Origin of the sequence: Roseovarius sp. E0-M6 (assembly GCF_037083845.1) — a bacterium.
Taxonomy (GTDB): domain Bacteria; phylum Pseudomonadota; class Alphaproteobacteria; order Rhodobacterales; family Rhodobacteraceae; genus Roseovarius.
This window is the reverse complement of record NZ_JBAPLA010000002.1, coordinates 452501-470903: the sequence shown is the minus strand read 5'-3', so window position 1 is coordinate 470903 and position 18403 is coordinate 452501. Positions and strand designations below refer to the sequence as shown.

Annotated in this window: 15 protein-coding genes, 1 tRNA gene and 2 rRNA genes; 10 read left to right on the top strand and 8 right to left on the bottom strand. The window is 59.2% G+C overall.

The features are described 5' to 3' along the window. Nucleotides 1-135 precede the first annotated feature (135 nt). From V8359_RS08680 to V8359_RS08670, 3 genes are all read left to right on the top strand, one after another. Nucleotides 136-1398 (top strand): site-specific DNA-methyltransferase, encoded by a 1263-nt coding sequence (locus tag V8359_RS08680; protein WP_336428361.1) that lies wholly within the window; start codon nt 136-138, stop codon nt 1396-1398. Continuing rightward, nucleotides 1395-1610 carry a DUF7220 family protein gene (locus tag V8359_RS08675; RefSeq protein ID WP_336428360.1) on the top strand — a complete coding sequence of 72 codons (216 nt, stop codon included), beginning with the start codon at nt 1395-1397 and terminating at the stop codon, nt 1608-1610. The genes V8359_RS08680 and V8359_RS08675 overlap by 4 nt, the downstream gene beginning before the upstream one ends. Before the next feature lie 579 nt (nt 1611-2189). Then, nucleotides 2190-2531: a hypothetical protein gene (locus V8359_RS08670; protein ID WP_336428359.1), complete on the top strand. Its 342-nt coding sequence runs from the start codon at nt 2190-2192 to the stop codon at nt 2529-2531. A gap of 419 nt (nt 2532-2950) precedes the next feature. Here the strand turns inward: V8359_RS08670 and V8359_RS08665 are convergent, their stop codons facing one another. The 3 genes from V8359_RS08665 to V8359_RS08655 form a co-directional block, all read right to left on the bottom strand. Beyond that, on the bottom strand, nt 2951-3496 hold the full coding sequence (locus V8359_RS08665) for a DUF3489 domain-containing protein (RefSeq protein ID WP_336428358.1): 546 nt from the start codon (nt 3494-3496) through the stop codon (nt 2951-2953). Nucleotides 3497-3623: 127 nt separating this feature from the next. Next, complete coding sequence (locus V8359_RS08660) at nt 3624-3884, bottom strand: hypothetical protein (protein WP_336428357.1); 261 nt, start codon at nt 3882-3884, stop codon at nt 3624-3626. 2 nt (nt 3885-3886) lie between these two features. Continuing rightward, on the bottom strand, nt 3887-4078 hold the full coding sequence (locus tag V8359_RS08655; RefSeq protein WP_336428356.1) for a hypothetical protein: 192 nt from the start codon (nt 4076-4078) through the stop codon (nt 3887-3889). 142 nt (nt 4079-4220) lie between these two features. On the opposite strand from V8359_RS08655, the gene V8359_RS08650 reads away from it, so the two are divergent. Genes V8359_RS08650 through V8359_RS08640 form a run of 3 tightly spaced genes read left to right on the top strand, consistent with a single transcriptional unit; the run spans nt 4221 to nt 7635 of the window. After that, nucleotides 4221-4781, top strand: a complete 561-nt coding sequence (locus V8359_RS08650; protein ID WP_336428355.1) for a hypothetical protein — start codon at nt 4221-4223, stop codon at nt 4779-4781. Beyond that, complete coding sequence (locus V8359_RS08645) at nt 4774-4935, top strand: hypothetical protein (RefSeq protein ID WP_336428354.1); 162 nt, start codon at nt 4774-4776, stop codon at nt 4933-4935. Before V8359_RS08650 ends, V8359_RS08645 begins: the two co-directional genes overlap by 8 nt. A gap of 60 nt (nt 4936-4995) precedes the next feature. After that, nucleotides 4996-7635 carry a DNA methyltransferase gene (locus tag V8359_RS08640; protein WP_336428353.1) on the top strand — a complete coding sequence of 880 codons (2640 nt, stop codon included), beginning with the start codon at nt 4996-4998 and terminating at the stop codon, nt 7633-7635. Here the strand turns inward: V8359_RS08640 and V8359_RS08635 are convergent. Beyond that, nucleotides 7632-8627, bottom strand: coding sequence for an HNH endonuclease (locus V8359_RS08635; RefSeq protein WP_336428352.1), 996 nt, complete (start codon nt 8625-8627; stop codon nt 7632-7634). The two genes, V8359_RS08640 and V8359_RS08635, sit on opposite strands and share 4 nt — an antisense overlap. A gap of 132 nt (nt 8628-8759) precedes the next feature. Between V8359_RS08635 and V8359_RS08630 the strand changes: the two genes are divergently transcribed. From V8359_RS08630 to V8359_RS08615, 4 genes are read left to right on the top strand one after another with little or no spacing between them, the layout of a single operon-like run. After that, on the top strand, nt 8760-10172 hold the full coding sequence (locus tag V8359_RS08630) for a phage portal protein (RefSeq protein WP_336428351.1): 1413 nt from the start codon (nt 8760-8762) through the stop codon (nt 10170-10172). Continuing rightward, a complete protein-coding gene (locus V8359_RS08625; RefSeq protein ID WP_336428350.1) occupies nt 10165-12048 on the top strand; it encodes a prohead protease/major capsid protein fusion protein in 1884 nt (627 codons plus the stop codon). The genes V8359_RS08630 and V8359_RS08625 overlap by 8 nt, the downstream gene beginning before the upstream one ends. Then, complete coding sequence (locus V8359_RS08620) at nt 12048-12257, top strand: phage head-tail joining protein (protein ID WP_336428349.1); 210 nt, start codon at nt 12048-12050, stop codon at nt 12255-12257. Before V8359_RS08625 ends, V8359_RS08620 begins: the two co-directional genes overlap by 1 nt. Before the next feature lie 2 nt (nt 12258-12259). After that, nucleotides 12260-12604: a DUF2190 family protein gene (locus V8359_RS08615; RefSeq protein ID WP_336428348.1), complete on the top strand. Its 345-nt coding sequence runs from the start codon at nt 12260-12262 to the stop codon at nt 12602-12604. Nucleotides 12605-12611: 7 nt separating this feature from the next. Here V8359_RS08615 and V8359_RS08610 read toward each other — a convergent pair whose 3' ends face one another. The 4 genes from V8359_RS08610 to V8359_RS08595 form a co-directional block, all read right to left on the bottom strand. Continuing rightward, on the bottom strand, nt 12612-13886 hold the full coding sequence (locus V8359_RS08610) for a hypothetical protein (RefSeq protein WP_336428347.1): 1275 nt from the start codon (nt 13884-13886) through the stop codon (nt 12612-12614). Between the two features lie 439 nt (nt 13887-14325). After that, nucleotides 14326-14402, bottom strand: a tRNA-Met gene (locus tag V8359_RS08605). Between the two features lie 79 nt (nt 14403-14481). Continuing rightward, a 5S ribosomal RNA gene (gene rrf / locus V8359_RS08600) occupies nt 14482-14596 on the bottom strand. Nucleotides 14597-14698: 102 nt separating this feature from the next. Then, nucleotides 14699-18144: ribosomal RNA gene (locus V8359_RS08595) — 23S ribosomal RNA — on the bottom strand. Between the last annotated feature and the right edge of the window lie 259 nt (nt 18145-18403).

The window sequence follows — 18403 nt, the reverse complement described above, 5'->3', positions numbered from 1 at the left end:
ATCGAAGAATAGCGCCCGGAGGAAACCCCTCGCGGGCGTTTTCCTTTTCCCGACATCTCGGGTGATGATTCTGCTGCCGACCGGCCCGGTCGTGCCTATGCGTCTGCCCACCCTTCATCACAGCAGAGAACACCGATGGACCTTGTCTTCGCGCCAAGCGAGATCGAGGCGTGGCCGATCGACCGGCTGCGCCCCTATGCCCGCAATGCCAAGATCCACGGCGACGACCAGGTGGCCAAGATCGCCGCCAGCATGGCGCAGTTCGGCTGGACCGTGCCCTGCATGGTGGCCGACGATGGTGAGCTGATCGCGGGGCATGGTCGGGTTCTGGCCGCCACCATGCTCGGGCTGACCGAAGTGCCGGTGATCCGGCTCAGCCATCTCGACGAGGCCGAGCGGCGCGCCTACAGGATCGCGGACAACAAGCTGACCGAGTTGGGCGACTGGGACGAGACCCTGCTGCGTGATGAGATCGCGGGATTGCTGGCCGAGGATTTCGACCTGTCTCTGCTGGGCATCGGCGAGGCCGAACTCGAGGCCCTCCTGCAGGACCCTGGGGCGCTGGGCGGTGATGGCCCGGTCGAGGGCGAGGATGATGTGCCCGAGGCACCGGCCATACCGGTGTCTGTTGCGGGTGACCTCTGGCAACTGGGGGATCATCGGCTGATCTGCGGTGACAGTACGTCTGCCGACGTGGTCGGGCGGTTGCTGGGCGACGTGAAGCCTCTGTTGATGGTCACCGACCCACCCTATGGCGTGGCCTATGATCCGGCCTGGCGCAACCAGGCCGGTGCCGCGAAGACGAAGCGGACGGGCAAGGTGCTGAACGACGACCGGGCCGACTGGCGCGAAGCGTGGGCCCTGTTTCCAGGCGATGTCGCCTATGTCTGGCATGGAGCGCTGCATGCCGCCGAGGTGGCGGGGTCTCTGACCGCCTCGGGCTTTGCCATCCGCTCGCAGATCATCTGGGCGAAGGACCGGCTGGTGCTCAGCCGCGGCGATTATCACTGGCAACATGAACCCTGCTGGTATGCTGTCCGGACCAAGGCCAAAGGCCACTGGGCCGGTGATCGCAAGCAGACCACGCTGTGGCAGATCGCGAACAAGGATCAGGATGCCGAGACGGTGCATGGCACCCAGAAGCCGGTCGAGTGCATGCGCAGGCCAATCCTGAACAACTCGAACGCCGGCCAGGCGGTCTACGAGCCCTTCATGGGATCGGGTACATCGCTGATCGCGGCCGAGACGACCGGGCGTCTCTGCTACGGGGTCGAGTTGAACCCGGCCTATGTCGATGTCGCCATCGAGCGCTGGCAGTCCTTCACCGGCGAAGATGCGGTACTGGCGGAAACCGGAGAGAGCTTCGCCGCACTCAAGGCCCGAAGGCTCGCGGCATGAGCCAGTCACGGCGCATGTCGCTGATCGATGCTGTCACCAATGTCACCTTGGGATATGCGCTGGCAGTCGCCACGCAGAGCGTGGCGTTACCTTGGTTCGGTCTGCAGGCGAGCCTCGGCGGGAACCCGGCGCTGGGCGGGGTCTTCACCGGCATATCGCTCCTGCGCAGTTACGCGCTGCGCAGGCAGTTCGAGGCCGCACAAAGGCGATAGTGTGCGTCGCACTTGAAACTTGAGACTAGGCCCTTGCCGTTGACACATTCGGATGCCACGACCGCTCCAGCCCAGAGCGGACCCACAGCCCTTGGCCCGAATCTGCGATAGCTGACCTTCGCTGCGCGGATTGCGAACTGGTTAACTGCGGACCGTCCGGTCGTTCGCTGCACGTGCGGGATTGCCGTTCCGCTTCTGCCGGACGCCCGACTAAGAGATCGACAAACGCGCTGTCGCTAATGTCATGGGCTGATAAATCGGACTTTTCCAAACCCGACATCCTCGAAAGCAGGCCGAACCGAATTGTCGCGGTCGGGGTCGCTGCCCGGGGTCTTCCTTGAGCAGGATGCTGACGCTTGGCGGGATCTGTCGTTTCATCTACGCCCCCAGCAGGCTTTGGATCGTGCGATGCACGCCTCGCGCGCTCGGCCATCAGAAACGCCATTAACAGTCGTGTGCTCGCGTTTTTTTTATGATACTCCTTGATCACGTCAGAGAGTAAAATGCGTTATTGGTCAAGAATTCCGTCTTTGCAGGCAGCTCCTCCACGGGCGGGAGCTCACAGAAAAAGGATCAGCAATGAATATTCCCGAATCTACCAAACCCGCAGTGTGGGGTGCCATCGGTGGTGCCATCGTCGCGATCGTGATCGGATTTGCCTGGGGCGGATGGGTGACTGGTGGAACAGCGTCCGAGATGCAATCCGCCAGTGCGGAATCAGCCGTCGTTCAGGCCTTCACACCCCTTTGCGTCGCCAAGGCCGAGCAAGAGCCGGAACAGATCGCCTTATTGAAGGAAGAACGGAGCTATCAGCGTGACAACTTCGTGGTCGAGGCTGGCTGGGTCGACAATGTGAGCGAAAAGTATCAGTCGGAAGTGGCTGATTCGTGTGCCGATTTGATCGTAGAAGGCATGGAATAACGCAGGCGAGTTCCGCCAACGCATATCGTCACTCTATCTCCATGTTGAGCCTCGGGACGGCGTTTCAAGCCGATTTGGCAGCTTCATCGGCGGGGCCAGCACAAGGATCGGCGGGGATACTCTGCCGCGAATTTCCAGAATGGGCAGGCTTCGCTGCAGCATATCGGTAGACCGATGAAGGGCGGAAGTGGGCTCAACCGGCTTTCGCCGCATTCTACACGAATGGCCTCTGTCGGAGAATCGTTGAATCTTTGCAAACCCCGCTTCCTACAGCAGACCTGCTGTTCAACCAAAGCGCAGCATCGGATGAAGCGGCCCCCCAGCCGTCGCCTGCCTCTTGTGGTCGGTCTTGGCGGATTCCCGATCAGACCGACCTGAGGTTTCCCGATCAGACCGACCGGCGGGAGCCTGGACCCGTGTCACGTGAGCCGATGCACCGTCCCCCGCCCTTCCTCCTTCGCAGACGTGATCGCGAGGCCCAGCTTCTTCTTGAGCGCCCCGGAGATCATGCCGCGCGCGCTGTGAGCCTGCCAGCCGGTCGCCTCGACAATCTCGGCGATGGACGCCCCCTCCGGGCGCTTCAGGAGCGCGATGATCTGCGCCTGCTTGGTGCCGCTGCGGATGGCCGGAGACTTCTGAGCCTCGGACGTCGGCGCGGGGTCCGGCTTCGCCTTGCGCGTGCCGACGACGGCCTTGGCGACCACCGGCTCGATCCCGATGGCATCCAGCCCGGCCTCGGTCGCGATCAGCGTGGTGCCATGACCATCGCCTGTCTCGCGCCAGATGGGCTCGCCCTTGCGGATATCGGCATCGACCTCCTCGAGCCAGCCGCGCTCGACCATCCTGGTCACGGCCACCTTCGCGGCGGCGCCACGCAGCCCCTCGGGCAGCGGCATGGCGAGATTGCCGGGGCGGGTGGCTGCGCGGCTGAGGATAATGGACTGGGTATCGGTGAGTTTGGGCATGGGAGTCTCCGGTGTTCTCGGGCAGTGCGGGATGCGCCGCCTTCTACCGGCATTCGCCCGGCTTACGCGGCCCCACCGGGGCCACGGGACAGGCTCATCCCGCCATGGTGGCGGGGCGCTCCGAGGGTTACTCGGCGAATTCACCCTCACCGAAGGCGCTGTCGGTGATGCGCTTCAGGAGGCTCGCGTAATGCTCGAGCGTGCCGACCATCGCCCAGCCCACCTCGTCCGGGTGGGTCTCGAAATGATCGTCGCTCAGCGCCTGCAGCCGGGCGAGCCTCTCGTCGATCTCGGCTTTCTTTCCGATGAAAGCGGCAAGTGCGGCTTCGCGGTTCTTGCGCGCCTTCCCGGCGCGCAGCTGGTGGCGTGGGGTGGTGATCGGGTTCATGGTCAGGCTCCCCGATCCTGCTGGTCGATCATGGCGAGGATGGCGCAGGCCATCCCGCCGAGGAATTCGCTGCGGCGGAACACGATCTCGTCGATCTCGTCCGCGGTGGTGATGGTCGGCGCGACGGCCAGGCCCTCTGCCATGTGCGGCAGCAGGCGGGCGGCCTCGGCGTTGTAGCGCTCTGCGATGGTCATGGGCTGTCTCCGACTTCTGCGTGGCGGTGCACGATGCGCCTGCCCTGTGGGGAACAGAATCGCTCGACCAGAGAGTGTAATCAACTCAAATAGACGTCTTTCCGCGTTTATTTCCAATATCTTGAGAGGGCTTTCAGGCGCCATGAAGGGACTGTCCGAGCGCGCCTACGCCGCCCATGCCGGGCTCTCGCGCGGCGCGGTGCAAAAGGCGCGCAAGACCGGTCGGCTGGTGCTGTTTGCCGATGGCTCGATCGATGCCGCAGCCTCCGATGCGCGCCGGGGCGGGATGACCGATCCCGATCAGCAGAGGCGCGCGCGGGGCGGGATAGGGGGCAGCGGCAGCGCTGAGGCCGGTCCCGTCTCCGGGCCGGGCGACAGCGCCTCCTATCTCAAGGCGCGCACCGCGCTGACCGTCTACCAGGCGCAGGAGCGTCAGCTGGCGATCCAGCGCAAGAAGGGCGCGCTGGTCGATCGCGCCCGCGCCGAAACGCTGGTCTTTCGCCTCGCCCGGCAGGAGCGCGATGTCTGGACCAGCTGGCCCACCCGCGTGGCCGCCCTCATGGCCGCGCAATTGTCCGCAGATATGGAGAGTGCATCCGGGACGCCCGTGACGATCGAGACTGCGATCCTGCAAAGGGTGCTGGAAACCCATGTCCGAGAGCAGCTCGACGCAATGGCCGACCTCCGGGTCTCGCTTGAATGATGAGGAGGCAACATCTGACCTGACCGCGGAGCTCGACCTCGGGTTCGACGGCGCCGAAGACATCCTGCGCGCATGGGAGAAGGGCCTGCGCCCCGATCCGGTCGGCGTGGATGCGGTAACTAGCCAAGGAGTTCATTTCCCAGTGGACGCTTAAGATCCTCAATGGTACCTACAACCAAAATGAACATCCCGGGAACAAGGGGCGGGGCGGGCAGTGCAGCACCACAAAACAATCTACTTCGCCGACCTTGCGGGTAATCATCGAGGGCGCCGGGGACTTACTGTTGCCTTTGGGCCGGACGACGCCAGTCTTTTCCAGAGCATCGAGCACCTCAGCAGTGCCCGTTTGCGGAAGCTAATCGGTGTGGACAGTTTTGATGAACTCGAACGCGCAGCACAAAATGTAAGCCTAAACGTCAACCATTTCTGCAAAGTTCGACTGAGAGAACATGTATCATCTGGCCTTCTTACCGACGAAGGTGCGTTCAAGGACCAGCTACAAGTAACATATGCAGGGGGACGCCACGACCCGTTGCACAATTGGTTCCCGTATCTTGAAGGATATTCTCCGGATTTTGTATGGGAGGTATATAGCAGATACTGCGATGGTGCAGAGCGTGTCCTAGATCCATTCGCCGGATCAGGCACGACGCCGATCACCATCATGGGTCTCGGTAAAACAGGTCTTTTTTCGGATGTAAGCCCGCTTTGTATTCACGTTATCAAGGCCAAGTCGCTGGCGCGAACGCTGACCTGTGAGAAGCGTCGTGAATATGCCGAAAAGCTAATGGCGATCGCACAGATCACCCGAGACCAAATGGTTGAGTACCCGGCACATCAGAAGCTGGATGTCGCATATCGCGAGACCTTTGGGACCAGCGTGTTTTTTTCAGCTAGCCAGTACGAAAGTATTCTACGCGCTCGTACCATTTTGGATGAAATCCGAAACGATGAGGTCCGCCAACTTGCTGAGGTCGCGGCGATCCGCAGCCTTATTCCAGCCTCAAGACTCATTCGCAGAGGTGACCTGCGTTTCAAAAGAGAGACTGAGGAGAAACGCGGAACCGAGGACTTTATCGAAGTCTTCGCTGCTTCACTGGAACTGATCGCAAACGATGTCCATGAGTTGACACCTTCGAGCGGCTCAATCTTGCAGGTTGGAATGAGCGCGCTCGAAAATCACTATGCCGATGGCATAGATGCAATAATCACCTCCCCGCCATATCTGAATGGGACGAACTATTTCCGCAACACGAAGGTCGAGCTCTGGTTTCTAGGGTATCTCACCTCGAAGGCCGATCTGAGCGCGTTCCGGGTCCAAGCGATTACGGCCGGCATCAACGACGTAACGAAAGCCAAGTCAAAGCGGCGCGACGGCAGGTACGAGTCCGAGAAGCTCGACCTGCTCGTGGACGAAATAACAGCATGCGCCTACGATCAACGCATTCCGGCAATGGTACGGACATACTTCAACGACATGCATGAGGCGCTCCGTCCAGCTCTTGCCGCTTTACCGGAGCATGGTCGCGTCTGCATTGACATCGGAGATAGTGTCTATGGCGGGGTCCATGTGCCCACGGATCAACTGATCGTTGAGATCGGCGAACGCCTCGGCTTTGAACTGAAAGACGACATAACGCTTCGCGAGCGCATGTCGCGTAGTGGGCAGAAACTACGGCAGTCCCTACTGGTCCTGGAGAAGCCGTCCAAGGGTCGTGTGGAGCGCATCTCCACGCGTTCGAAATGGCAGTCCTTCAAGACGAGTCTACCACATCGCGAACCCGGAATGGCCGCGCGCAACTGGGGAAATAAGCTCCACTCTCTTTGCTCGTACCAAGGCAAGCTTAAGCCCGCAATTGCATCGAGCCTCGTAGACATTTTCGTCGGAGACGGTGGTTCTATGCTGGACCCGTTCTCGGGCGTGGGCACGATCCCGTTCGAGGCGTCCCTGCGCGGCGCAACTTCGTTTGCCCTTGAGATAAGCCCTTCAGCATTTCGGATCTCCCACGCAAAACTTACATGCCCGGCTCGACATGAAATTGATGCGGTCTTGGAGGAGCTTGAGACCTTCTTGTCCATCTATCAGTCTACTGATGAGGAACTCCAGAATGCACGAGAAATCCGATTCAACAAGAAACTTGATGATTACTTCCATCCAGAAACTTTCCGAGAGGTTCTAGGCGCCCGGGAATTCATGAGGTTACACGACTCTCCCTCGCCCGCATTTTCTATGGTCCACGCCGCTTTACAGCACATCCTGCACGGAAATAGGCCATATGCCCTTAGCAGACGATCACACCCACTTACGCCATATTCTCCGACTGGGCCGTTCGAGTACAGGAGTCTGATGGAGCGGCTTCGCACCAAGATCGCACGCAGCCTTGAAGTTGATCGAGGAGATCGATTTCGAGAAGGTTATATTTGGCAGATGGATTCAACCGATCCTTGGCCGGACGAAATTGACAACATCGATGCAGTTATCACTTCTCCGCCCTTTTTTGATAGCACGCGCTTCTATCTCGGGAATTGGATGCGCTTGTGGTTTTCAGGATGGGAGGCCGCCGACTTCAAAACGCAGCCACAAACGTACATCGATGAGCGCCAGAAGTCTGGGTTTGATGTCTATGAGCCGATCATTCGGCAGTCGCGCGAACGGCTGAAATCTGGGGGGTTCTTGGTTTTGCACCTCGGAGAGAGTAAGAAGTGCGACATGGCTGAAGAAATTGCGAAAGTCGCACGACCATTCTTTAGAACGTTTGACGTTTTTTCCGAAAGTGTTGAGCACTGTGAGAAGCACGGTCTCCGAGATAAAGGCTCCGTGACGGCTCACCAATACCTCGTACTTCAGAGCTAGCCGCCTGTACCGCCGAGCTGCTTGTCAGCGTGTTCGATGATGCTCTTTGAGATCGACGTCGAGACAGAAAAGAAGTCAAATCCTGTCATCTTCAAGATTCGATTTCTGACCTTGATGATCTCGTCGATGTATGCGGCGTATTTTGCAAGAAGTTGATCAACGAAGATCTTGTTCTTGAGAGCGTCAAGAGCGTCTGGATTGATATGTGCAGGGCCCCGAAGTGTCTCGTAGGGTACACCAGTTCTAATCGCCAAACGCTTCAATTCGGCATCCGTATAGTAGTCGCTAGGCCAGCTACCTGACTTCTGTCCGTTGTGAAGTCCGCACAGCAATGTTGCGTTGTCTGTCGTCAAGGGCCAGAGGAGTGAAACCGGCAGCGTATGATCCAGGTGTCCTTCTTTTGGATTGCTCAGATCACATCCGCACTTGAAGCACTTGTTGTCAAACCGCTTTCGAACACGACCGCTGTCGATCTTACCTGGTCCGGTGATGTCCAGATAAAGACGTCTCTTTTGCGCAGCTTCTCGGTGCTGGTCCGTTATTCGTGTTTGGTTCTTTATTCCATTGTAGACTGTCTTGCAAAGACGGCACTCACCTTGTCTCCCAGATTTTCTCGGCGCGTGTTTATGGAATGCTTCTAGTGGTTTCAGAGAGTTACAGATGATGCAATATTTGTACTGCATCGCCTCGGCGACGTAGTCATCGATCAAGATTTCGAACGAGCCATCCTCAATCTTTGTGTTGTTGGTCGTGTTCCAGAGCTCATAATCGTAAAACTTTTGAGCGTCACCCATCCGGTGCACATACCCGCACGCGGGGCACTCAATCTCGAAATCCTCGCCCAGTGTGTCTTCCCGGACTGCTATGATCTGTTCGCACTGAGGGTTGAAACACTGAAACACCTTGAAAACAACGTCTCCCATGTCTTTGACATGGTCAGCTCGTACTTGAGCAAACTTTTTGACTTCGGTGTATGCCTTACGTCTCGCCATATCTCCTTCTACTGGCGCCATTCCTCAAACACAATCCGGTCGGAAGCGATCGTGAGACGGGTGCAGGTGCTTCCGAGATTTCCCAAACATTCCCAATAGCTTGAAGGTCCATTTAGTGCGATTCTCCTGCCTATGCGGACATTCCTCCATCGCCTTCTCGGCCTCGCGCGCGCTCGAGGTTTCGACGCTGCAGGTGGCGGGCGGCGCTGGGAGGGGGCGCGGACGGTCGACGGGCTGAACGGGGCGGTCCTGGCTGGCGCGACCACGGCGGCACGGCGGGCCGGTTGGTATGCGCGAAACAACCCGTGGGTCGCGGCGTCGGTGGACAGCCTGGTCGGCAATGTCGTCGGCGCTGGTATCAAGCCACAATCCACGCATCCCGACCGCGCGGTGCGCGAGCAGCTGCAAGCACTCTGGCTGCGTTGGACCGATCATGCCGATCTGGGCGGGCTTGCGGACTTTTACGGGCTGCAGGCCATGGCCGTGCGCGCAATGGTCGAAAGCGGCGAGAGCTTCGCGCGGATGCGCGTGAACGGCGACGCCAGCAGCATTCCCCTTCACCTCGAGCTTCTGGATCGCGAGCAGGTTCCCATGGACCTGCACCGCGAGATCGGCGGCGGGGCGCGGATCCGCGCGGGCATCGAGTTCGATGCCGCAGGTCGCCGGGTTGCATATCGAATGTTGTCCTCCCGCCCGGGCGATCCGCTGGGATCGCATCACATCGATCCGATCCGCGTCCCCGCCGCCGATTGCCTGCACCTGTTCAAGCCGCTCGGCGCGGGCCAGCTGCGCGGGATTACATGGCTCGCACCGGTGTTGCTACGGCTGCACGAGCTCGACCAGTTCGAGGACGCCGCGCTGGTCAAGGCCAAGGTCGCGGCGCTGTTCACCGGTTTCATCACCGATCCCGACGGCACGGCGGGCGGGCTCTCGGGCACCAACACCGGCGGCGCGCTGACCGTGGGCATGGAACCCGGCAGTCTGATCCCTTTGCCGCCAGGCAGCGACATCCGCTTCTCAAATCCGACCGAGAACGAGGCCTACGCGCCATTCGTGAAGAACCATCTCCGTGCCGTCGCAGCGGGGCTCGGCCTACCCTACGAACTGGTCTCAGGCGACTTGGAGGGCGTCACCTATTCCTCGATCCGAGCGGGCCTGATCGAATTCCGCCGCCGCGTCGAGCAGCTCCAGCATAACGTGGTGGTGCACCTGTTCTGCCGCCCGGTCTGGGAGCGGTTCGTCCGTCTCGCGGTGCTGACCGGCGAGTTGCCCGCGCGGGACTTCGACCGGAACCCCGATGCCTATCTCGGCTGCGAATGGCTGCCGCCAAAGTTCGACTACGTCGATCCCAAGAAGGATGTGGAAGCCGAAATTCTGGCGATCGGCGCTGGGCTCAAGAGCCGGTCGCAGGCCATCTCCGAGCGCGGCTACGACGCCGAGCAGGTCGATGCCGAGATTGCCGCCGACAAGGGGCGCGCGGATGTGCTGGGTCTGACCTTCGGCCAAACGAGCGGGCCGCCAAAGAAGGAGTCCGAAGATGGCTGATACAATCGAACTGCTGACCCGCCGCGCGACGCTGGCACCCTCGACGGCTGACGCAGAAGCCCGCACCGTCGAGGTTATCTGGTCCACAGGCTCGCCGGTGCGCCGCCGCGACATGGCCGGGCAGTATATTGAACGGCTCAGTCTCGATCCGCAGGCGGTGGACCTGTCGCGCCTCGAAGGCGCCAGCGTCCTGGACGCGCACCGCCAAACCGCCGTGCGCGACGTGCTGGGCTCGGTCCGCAGCGCTGGCGTTGATGGCAAGCGTGGCACGGCTGTCATCCAGTTCTCGGCCCGACCGGAAGTTGAACCGGTTTGGCAGGACGTGCTGGCAGGCATCCTGCGGCATGTCTCGGTCGGCTACTCCGTCGAGGACTGGGCCGAAACGGCCAAAAACGGCACGCGCGTGCTGACCGCAGTGCGCTGGGCACCCCACGAAATTTCCCTGGTCCCGACACCCGCCGACCCCGGCGCCCATATTCGCATGGAGAAAGAAATGACAGAAACACCGAGCAATGTTGCAGACGACAACAATGCTGAACGCCGTGGAGACATCGTTGGTACTGCCAACGATGTGCAGCGCCGCGCGAGCACCATTCCGGACGGAAACGATGCTCAGACCCGCGCTGCGACCAATGCCGAGATCCGGTCCATCGGCCGCATCGCCGGGCTCGACCAGTCCTGGGTCGATAGCCAGATCGACGCAGCTGCCGATCCCGAAACAGCACGCCGCGCCGCTTTCGAGGCGCTCGCCACACGCAGTGCACCGGCGATCCGCACTGAACAGGTGCGCGTAGAGATGGGCGAAAGCCAGGATGATCCCGCCCTGCGCACCCGACAGATGGGCGAGGCGCTTTATGCGCGGATCAATCCGCGCCACGACCTGAGCGAGCCTGCACGACGCTACGCCTATGCCACACCCGTGGACATGGCCAAGGAACTGCTGACGCTGCGCGGCGAGTCCGCCATGGCGCTGTCGCCTGCGAGCATTATCACACGCGCGCTGCACACCACCTCCGACTTCCCCATCATCCTTGGGGACACGGTCGGGCGCGTGCTGCGCGATGCCTATCAGACTGCGCCGTCGGGAATCCGCCGCCTCGGCCGCCAGACCACGGCCCGGGATTTCCGCGCGGTGAACAAGATCATGCTGGGCGAGGCGCCGCTGCTGGAAAAGCTCAACGAGCACGGCGAAATCAAGGCCGGCACGATGGCCGAGGCGCGCGAGGCCTACAAGGTCGAGACTTGGGCACGCAAGATCGGCATCACGCGGCAGGTTCTGGTGAACGACGACCTCGGCGCGTTCGCGGACCTCGCCCGCCGCATGGGTCAGGCTGCAGCAGAGACCGAAGCACGGATCCTCGTGACCCTCCTTGAGAATGGCAGCGGCAACGGGCCGACGATGTCGGACGGCAAGACGCTGTTCCACGCCGATCACGGTAACAAGGCTGGCTCGGGCGCGGTGATTTCCGATGCGACGCTGTCGGCGGCGCGGCTGGCGCTGCGGACCCAGAAGGGGATCGAGGACAGGACAATCCGCGTGACCCCGCGCAACCTGCTGGTCCCGCCCGCGCTGGAGACCACCGCCGAGAAGTGGCTGGCCTCGATCTCGCCTGCCACCGCAGCAGATGCGAACCCTTTTTCGGGATCGCTCTCGATGGTGGTCGAACCTCGGCTGTCGAGCGCCACGCGCTGGTATGTCACCGCCGATCCCGGTGAAATCGACGGGCTGGAGTTTGCCTACCTTTCGGGCGCTGAAGGTCCGCAGGTGGAAAGCCGGTCTGGCTGGGACGTGGATGGTGTTGAAATCCGGGTGATCCTGGACTTCGGCGCGGGCTTCATCGACCACCGCGGCTGGTTCATGAACGCGGGTGCGTGATGGCCGACCTCGCCCAACTCACCGCCTGGCGGGACGCCTTGATGGCCGCGCGCTACCAGGGCGTCCGCACCGTCGAATACGACGGCAAGCGGATCACCTACGCGAGCGATGGCGAAATGGCCGCTGCGCTCGCGGACCTTAACCGGCAGATCACGGGCACCGCGGGGCGCGTCTCCGTCGTCCGCATCCAATCCTCGAAAGGGCTCTGACCATGAAAACATATATCCAGAACGGCAAGGTAATTACCGTGCCAACGCCGGCAGGCGGCATCGCATCTGGCGACGGGCTGGTCGTTGGCAGCGTCTTCGGCATCGCGGCCTACTCGGCCACCGAGGGCGATCCCCTCGAACTGGCCACTACCGGCATCTACACGCTGCCAAAAGCCAGCGCCGCTGTACTGGCCATCGGCGCGCGCGTGGCGTGGGACAACACCGCCAAACAGGTGAACACGCCTGGCACTGGACGCTTCCCCATCGGCGTCGCTGTCGAGGCCGCAGGGGGCGGCGTCACCGGCGTCGCGGTTCGGCTGGATGGCGTGGCGACGGCCGCGGCGTAAGGATCGCTCAATCGCCAAGTTTGGTCATGCCCAATGTGCGCTCGATCTGCTTCCGAAGATTCTTGAGGCCCCTGTTCTCGCTCGGGGTCTTCGGAAGCGTGATTGAGTCCAGGCCGTCAAAGCCCTTGTTCGCTTCAAGTCGGATGTGCTTGTTGTCGGACTTCTCCGAATAGCCATGTCGGGCGAGGAGCGAAGTCAGTTCACTGGCAATCCGCTTGGGGTCTTTGGTCGCTCGCTCAAGATCCTTCGAGAGTTCGGCGAGCGCGGGCGACGCGGGTAGGCGTTCGACAACGCGCTGAAGAATGGCTTTGGGCCTGGCATCGAGCCCGATCTGTTCGGCGACAAACAAGGTCGTTTTCGCCGCAAACCGGAGTCTGTCAGATATCTCGCCGGAATAGACCTCCGGACCGACCCTCTGAACGAGATTGTCGGTGGAGAACTCAGCCTCATCCGTGCCGAGGCTCGCAGCCGGACTTACGCTTAGCTGCTGCTCAAGTTCGCGGATTCTGTCCTGCAGGTTGTCAATCTGCTCCTGATGCAGCTGGTCCCATTCTGCCTCGGTCAGACTATCCTTCTCACGTTCGCGCTGAACGCGGAGAGCCTGCTCCTGCAGCTCGGTCCAGTCCCAACCGAAGGCTGGCATCTGACTCCGCCAGGTCGACGCCGCTGCCACAATCGCGGCAGCCAGCTCTTTACCGTCTTGGATCTGCCACCCGAGATAGTATCGCCTAACGATACCTTGTCCGGGAGCTGACAAACCAACCGTCCCCCCATAGGCGTTGCGGCCCTCTGTCTCGTCGCGAAGATGAAACGAGAACGCTCGATCTGGTTCGACAACGACATGCGCAATTCCGCCGAGGTCATAGGCAAGTTTCTCAATTTCCCGCTGGCTGAGCAGCCAGGCAGATGCCCCTGTCGCCGACACGTAGACGGTCGGCAGCCATTTTGCCGCTTCGCCCAGAGCCATTGATTTGGCTGATGCAAGGCCGGCATCGTTGTTCTCGAGCCAGACAGGTTGATCGGTGACGCTGAACTGCTGGTCTTTTCCTCCCCAACCGTTCTTCAAGAGCGCCTTGATCAGGTACGGCTTTCGCGGGGTGTCGAGTCGTGCTCCCGGTGTCGAAGCTATGCACTGGGTCCGAAGACGAACCAAGCCCTGCCCACCCTCTGCGGCAGCACGTTTCAGGACGCATTCCGTCCGCCAGGCCCGCCCGAGATCATCGGGAAGGTCGTGCCGAATACCGATTGCGCTCCAGCCTTCGTTCGTCTGGAGCTCACGCATGCGGAGTTCTTCACCATTAGCCGACCGGACGTGAACATTGGCTCCGTCAAGCTCTGCCTCAGATCTGCTCGAGAGCACAGTCTGATGCTGCATGCCTCGGATCCAGGCAACCACTTCCGCCACGAAGGCGGCTCGATTGGCGCTAGGTAGGACGGGGAATTCGGTCGAGAATGGAAGCATATGGGAAGGATCGGGAATCCGCGATCGGTGGTCAATGCAAAAAGGCGGCAACTGGCCAAGATTGCACTCGGCGTCAGCCGCGAACGTATGCGGAATATCGCCGCTGTCCCGTGTCGCATTGGTATTGCACGGAGGAACCGGGGCTCATCGTAAGGGTTTGGAATCTTTCGGGAATGTGTCGCACGGGGTTGCAACACGGCGCGACATGCAAAAGTCACCCTGAGCGCGGCCTAAGTATTTGATATTTCTTAGGTATATTTGGTTGCGGGGGTTGGATTTGAACCAACGACCTTCAGGTTATGAGCCTGACGAGCTACCGGACTGCTCCACCCCGCGCCAATTTGTGCCTCACGGGCCAAGATAATGGTCAGGTGAGGTTACATCGAAAGAGAGATACTCTCAGAGGTTTTACTAGGTTTGGCAGCGACCTACTCTCCCACGCCTTAAGACGCAGTACCATTGGCGCTAAGGCACTTAACGACCGGGTTCGGGATGGGACCGGGTGTTTTGCTCTTGCTATGACCACCAAACCGAGAAAAACCTCTGAATTCCAAGTCAGTACACAAGGTGTGTATGCTTTTGACCAGTCAGCTCAGCGTCCCCAAAGGAACGAAGTCTGGCTATTACTGGATCAAATCAAGCCTATCGGACAATTAGTACCGGTCAACTGAACACATTGCTGTGCTTACATCTCCGGCCTATCGACGTGGTGGTCTACCACGGTCCTCAGGGATACCTTGTTTTGAGGGGGGCTTCCCGCTTAGATGCCTTCAGCGGTTATCCTTTCCGATCATAGCTACCCAGCACTGCCGTTGGCACGACAACTGGTCCACCAGTGGATCGTTCACCCCGGTCCTCTCGTACTAGGGGCAACTCCTCTCAAGTATCCTACACCCACGGCAGATAGGGACCGAACTGTCTCACGACGTTCTAAACCCAGCTCACGTACCTCTTTAAACGGCGAACAGCCGTACCCTTGGGACCTGCTCCAGCCCCAGGATGAGATGAGCCGACATCGAGGTGCCAAACACTGCCGTCGATATGGACTCTTGGGCAGTATCAGCCTGTTATCCCCGGCGTACCTTTTATCCGTTGAGCGATGGCCCTTCCACTCGGGACCACCGGATCACTATGGCCGTCTTTCGACTCTGCTCGACTTGTCAGTCTCGCAGTCAGGCTGGCTTCTGCCATTGCACTCAACGAGCGATTTCCGACCGCTCTGAGCCAACCTTCGCGCGCCTCCGTTACGATTTAGGAGGCGACCGCCCCAGTCAAACTACCCGCCACGCAGGGTCCCGGATCCGGATAACGGACCGCGGTTAGACTTCAAGCAGAACAAGAGTGGTATCTCAAGGGCGGCTCCACAGGAACTAGCGTCCCTGCTTCAAAGCCTACCACCTATCCTGCACAAGTTGTGCCTGAAGCCAGTGCGAAGCTGTAGTAAAGGTGCACGGGGTCTTTCCGTCTAACCGCGGGAAACCTGCATCTTGACAGGTAATTCAATTTCGCTGAGTCGATGTTGGAGACAGCGGGGAAGTCGTTACGCCATTCGTGCAGGTCGGAACTTACCCGACAAGGAATTTCGCTACCTTAGGACCGTTATAGTTACGGCCGCCGTTTACCTGGGCTTCAATTCAAGGCTCTCACCTCTCCTTTTAACCTTCAGGCACCGGGCAGGCGTCAGACCCTATACGTCGTCTTGCGACTTCGCAGAGCCCTGTGTTTTTAGTAAACAGTCGCCACCCCCTGGTTTGTGCCCCCAGCCAATACTTGCGTAGAAACTGGGCCTCCTTCTCGCGAACTTACGGAGGTATTTTGCCGAGTTCCTTCAACATCGTTCTCTCAAGCGCCTTGGTATTCTCTACCAGTCCACCTGTGTCGGTTTAGGGTACGATCTTATGATGGAGCTATTTCCAGGGACTGATTAGCGGCCCACCCAATCCAATAAGGGTGAACAACCTTCACAATCCGTCACTTCCATCTGGCCCAGGAATATTAACCTGGTTCCCATCGACTACGCCTTTCGGCCTCGCCTTAGGGGTCGGCTTACCCTGCTCAGATTAGCTTTAAGCAGGAACCCTTGGACTTTCGGCGACAGTGTCTCTCACACTGTTTGTCGCTACTCATGTCATCATTCTCACTAGTGATCTCTCCACGGGATCGCTCACGCGCCCGCTTCATCGAAAGCCTCTCTCCTCCAATGCGGGCAAGCCCGCTAAGGAGGAATGAGACTATGTCACACTACGCTCTGCTACCAGTGCATACGCACTCCTCGGCTTCGGCTCATGGCTTGAGCCCCGTTACATCTTCGCCGCAGGACAACTTATTTAGACCAGTGAGCTGTTACGCTATCTTTAAAGGATGGCTGCTTCTAAGCCAACCTCCTGGTTGTTTTGGTCGTCCCACCTGCTTTCCCACTTAGCCATGAATTAGGGGCCTTAGCCGGAGGTCAGGGTTGTTTCCCTCTCCACAACGGACGTTAGCATCCGCTGTGTGTCTGCCATCTAGTACTCCTCGGTATTCGGAGTTTGGTTAGGATCAGTAAGCCTGTGGGGCCCCATTACCCATCCAGTGCTCTACCCCCGAGGGTATTCGGATGACGCTCTACCTAAATAGATTTCGCAGAGAACCAGCTATCTCCGAGTTTGATTGGCCTTTCACCCCTAGGCACAACTCATCCCGATCTTTTTCAACAGATGTGGGTTCGGACCTCCAGTAAGTGTTACCTTACCTTCATCCTGGTCATGCCTAGATCACTCGGTTTCGGGTCTGATCCATCTAACTCATTCGCCCTATTAAGACTCGCTTTCGCTGCGCCTACACCTAACGGCTTAAGCTTGCTAGATAGACCAAGTCGATGACCCATTATACAAAAGGTACGCCGTCACAAGACTGGACACTAATAACAATCATTTCGTTGGGATGGAGACCCGCAGGTGTATCGTCTCGAGGCCGGGGTTCTGGCTGTAGAGCCCTGCATTCGACCTGTGATCGAACCCGAGGCCCACACGCACACCGTTGCGCGCCTGATACCCGATCTCGATCCCCGATCTGAATTCGATCGGACCTCCGAGATCAACGCCATCGCCCTTTGAGTAAAGGCCGGTCATGGCGTGAAGCTGGATGTAAGCCCTCTTATCAAAGTAAGGCTGCGTCCATGCATGGCCTGCTCCGACCCAGAATTCGCCGTCATTGCTGAGCGACGCACCATAGATGTTCTGGAAGGGGCCAAAGGCCAGCTTCGTGTCGCGCCGGATGTAAAGCTCTTCGCCTTGGTGAGCCTCCTGAAAGTAGGTCTCACCAATCGAGGCGCTTGTGTATCCCGGCACTTCGTTTCGCGCCAGGCATCCTTCGTTCGGACAATGGTTTATAGCCATGTCCGTAAGACCGAAGATAAGACCGACAACCGCAAAGGTTCCGTCCGAGATACCGATTATGTCCGACACGTTATTGCTCCTCAATCCGACGTTATATCGTCTTGATGAAGCAGATTGTTATTAGAGTCCAGTCAAGCTCCGACTGATTGTAGGCGTTCGGTTTCAGGTACTGTTTCACTCCCCTCGTCGGGGTGCTTTTCACCTTTCCCTCACGGTACTGGTTCACTATCGGTCAGTAAGGAGTACTTAGCCTTCGAAGGTGGTCCTCCGATCTTCAGACAGAATTTCACGTGTTCCGCCCTACTTAATACGTCCTATCGAGCTTCCTATACGGGGCTGTCACCCGCTATGGCCATGCTTCCCAACATGTTCTAGTCACTCTCAAGGCTCGGCTAGTCCCCGTTCGCTCGCCGCTACTAGGGGAGTATCAATTGATGTCCTTTCCTCCGGGTACTTAGATGTTTCAGTTCTCCGGGTTTGCTCTTTTAACCCTATGTATTCAGGTTAAAAGTACCTGTTTTACCGCATTATTAGCTGCTCGCGAACGAGCAATAATAACACAGTATCAGGTGGGTTGCCCCATTCAGAAATCCATGGATCAAAGCTTATTCTCAGCTCCCCATGGCTTATCGCAGAGTATCACGTCTTTCATCGCCTCTTACTGCCAAGGCATTCACCAAACGCCCTTTTCGCGCTTGATTTGATCCAGAAAAAGCAAGACTAGCCTGCACAGCAGTGGAAGCTGGTAAGAAACCACCGCCCTTATTCCGGACCAAAAGCATACTATCCCGCTGCTGTTCATGTCGGTGAACAGCAACATTTTGGTTAGTGTACTTGACTTGGACAACTCTGTTCGTTTCAGCCGGGATACATGAGCCAGGTTGAGGAAGCAGCCTGAAACATGCCTTCCACTCATGTCATCCTATCGCCTTGCGGCGACCTGAGGACAGAAGTGGAACC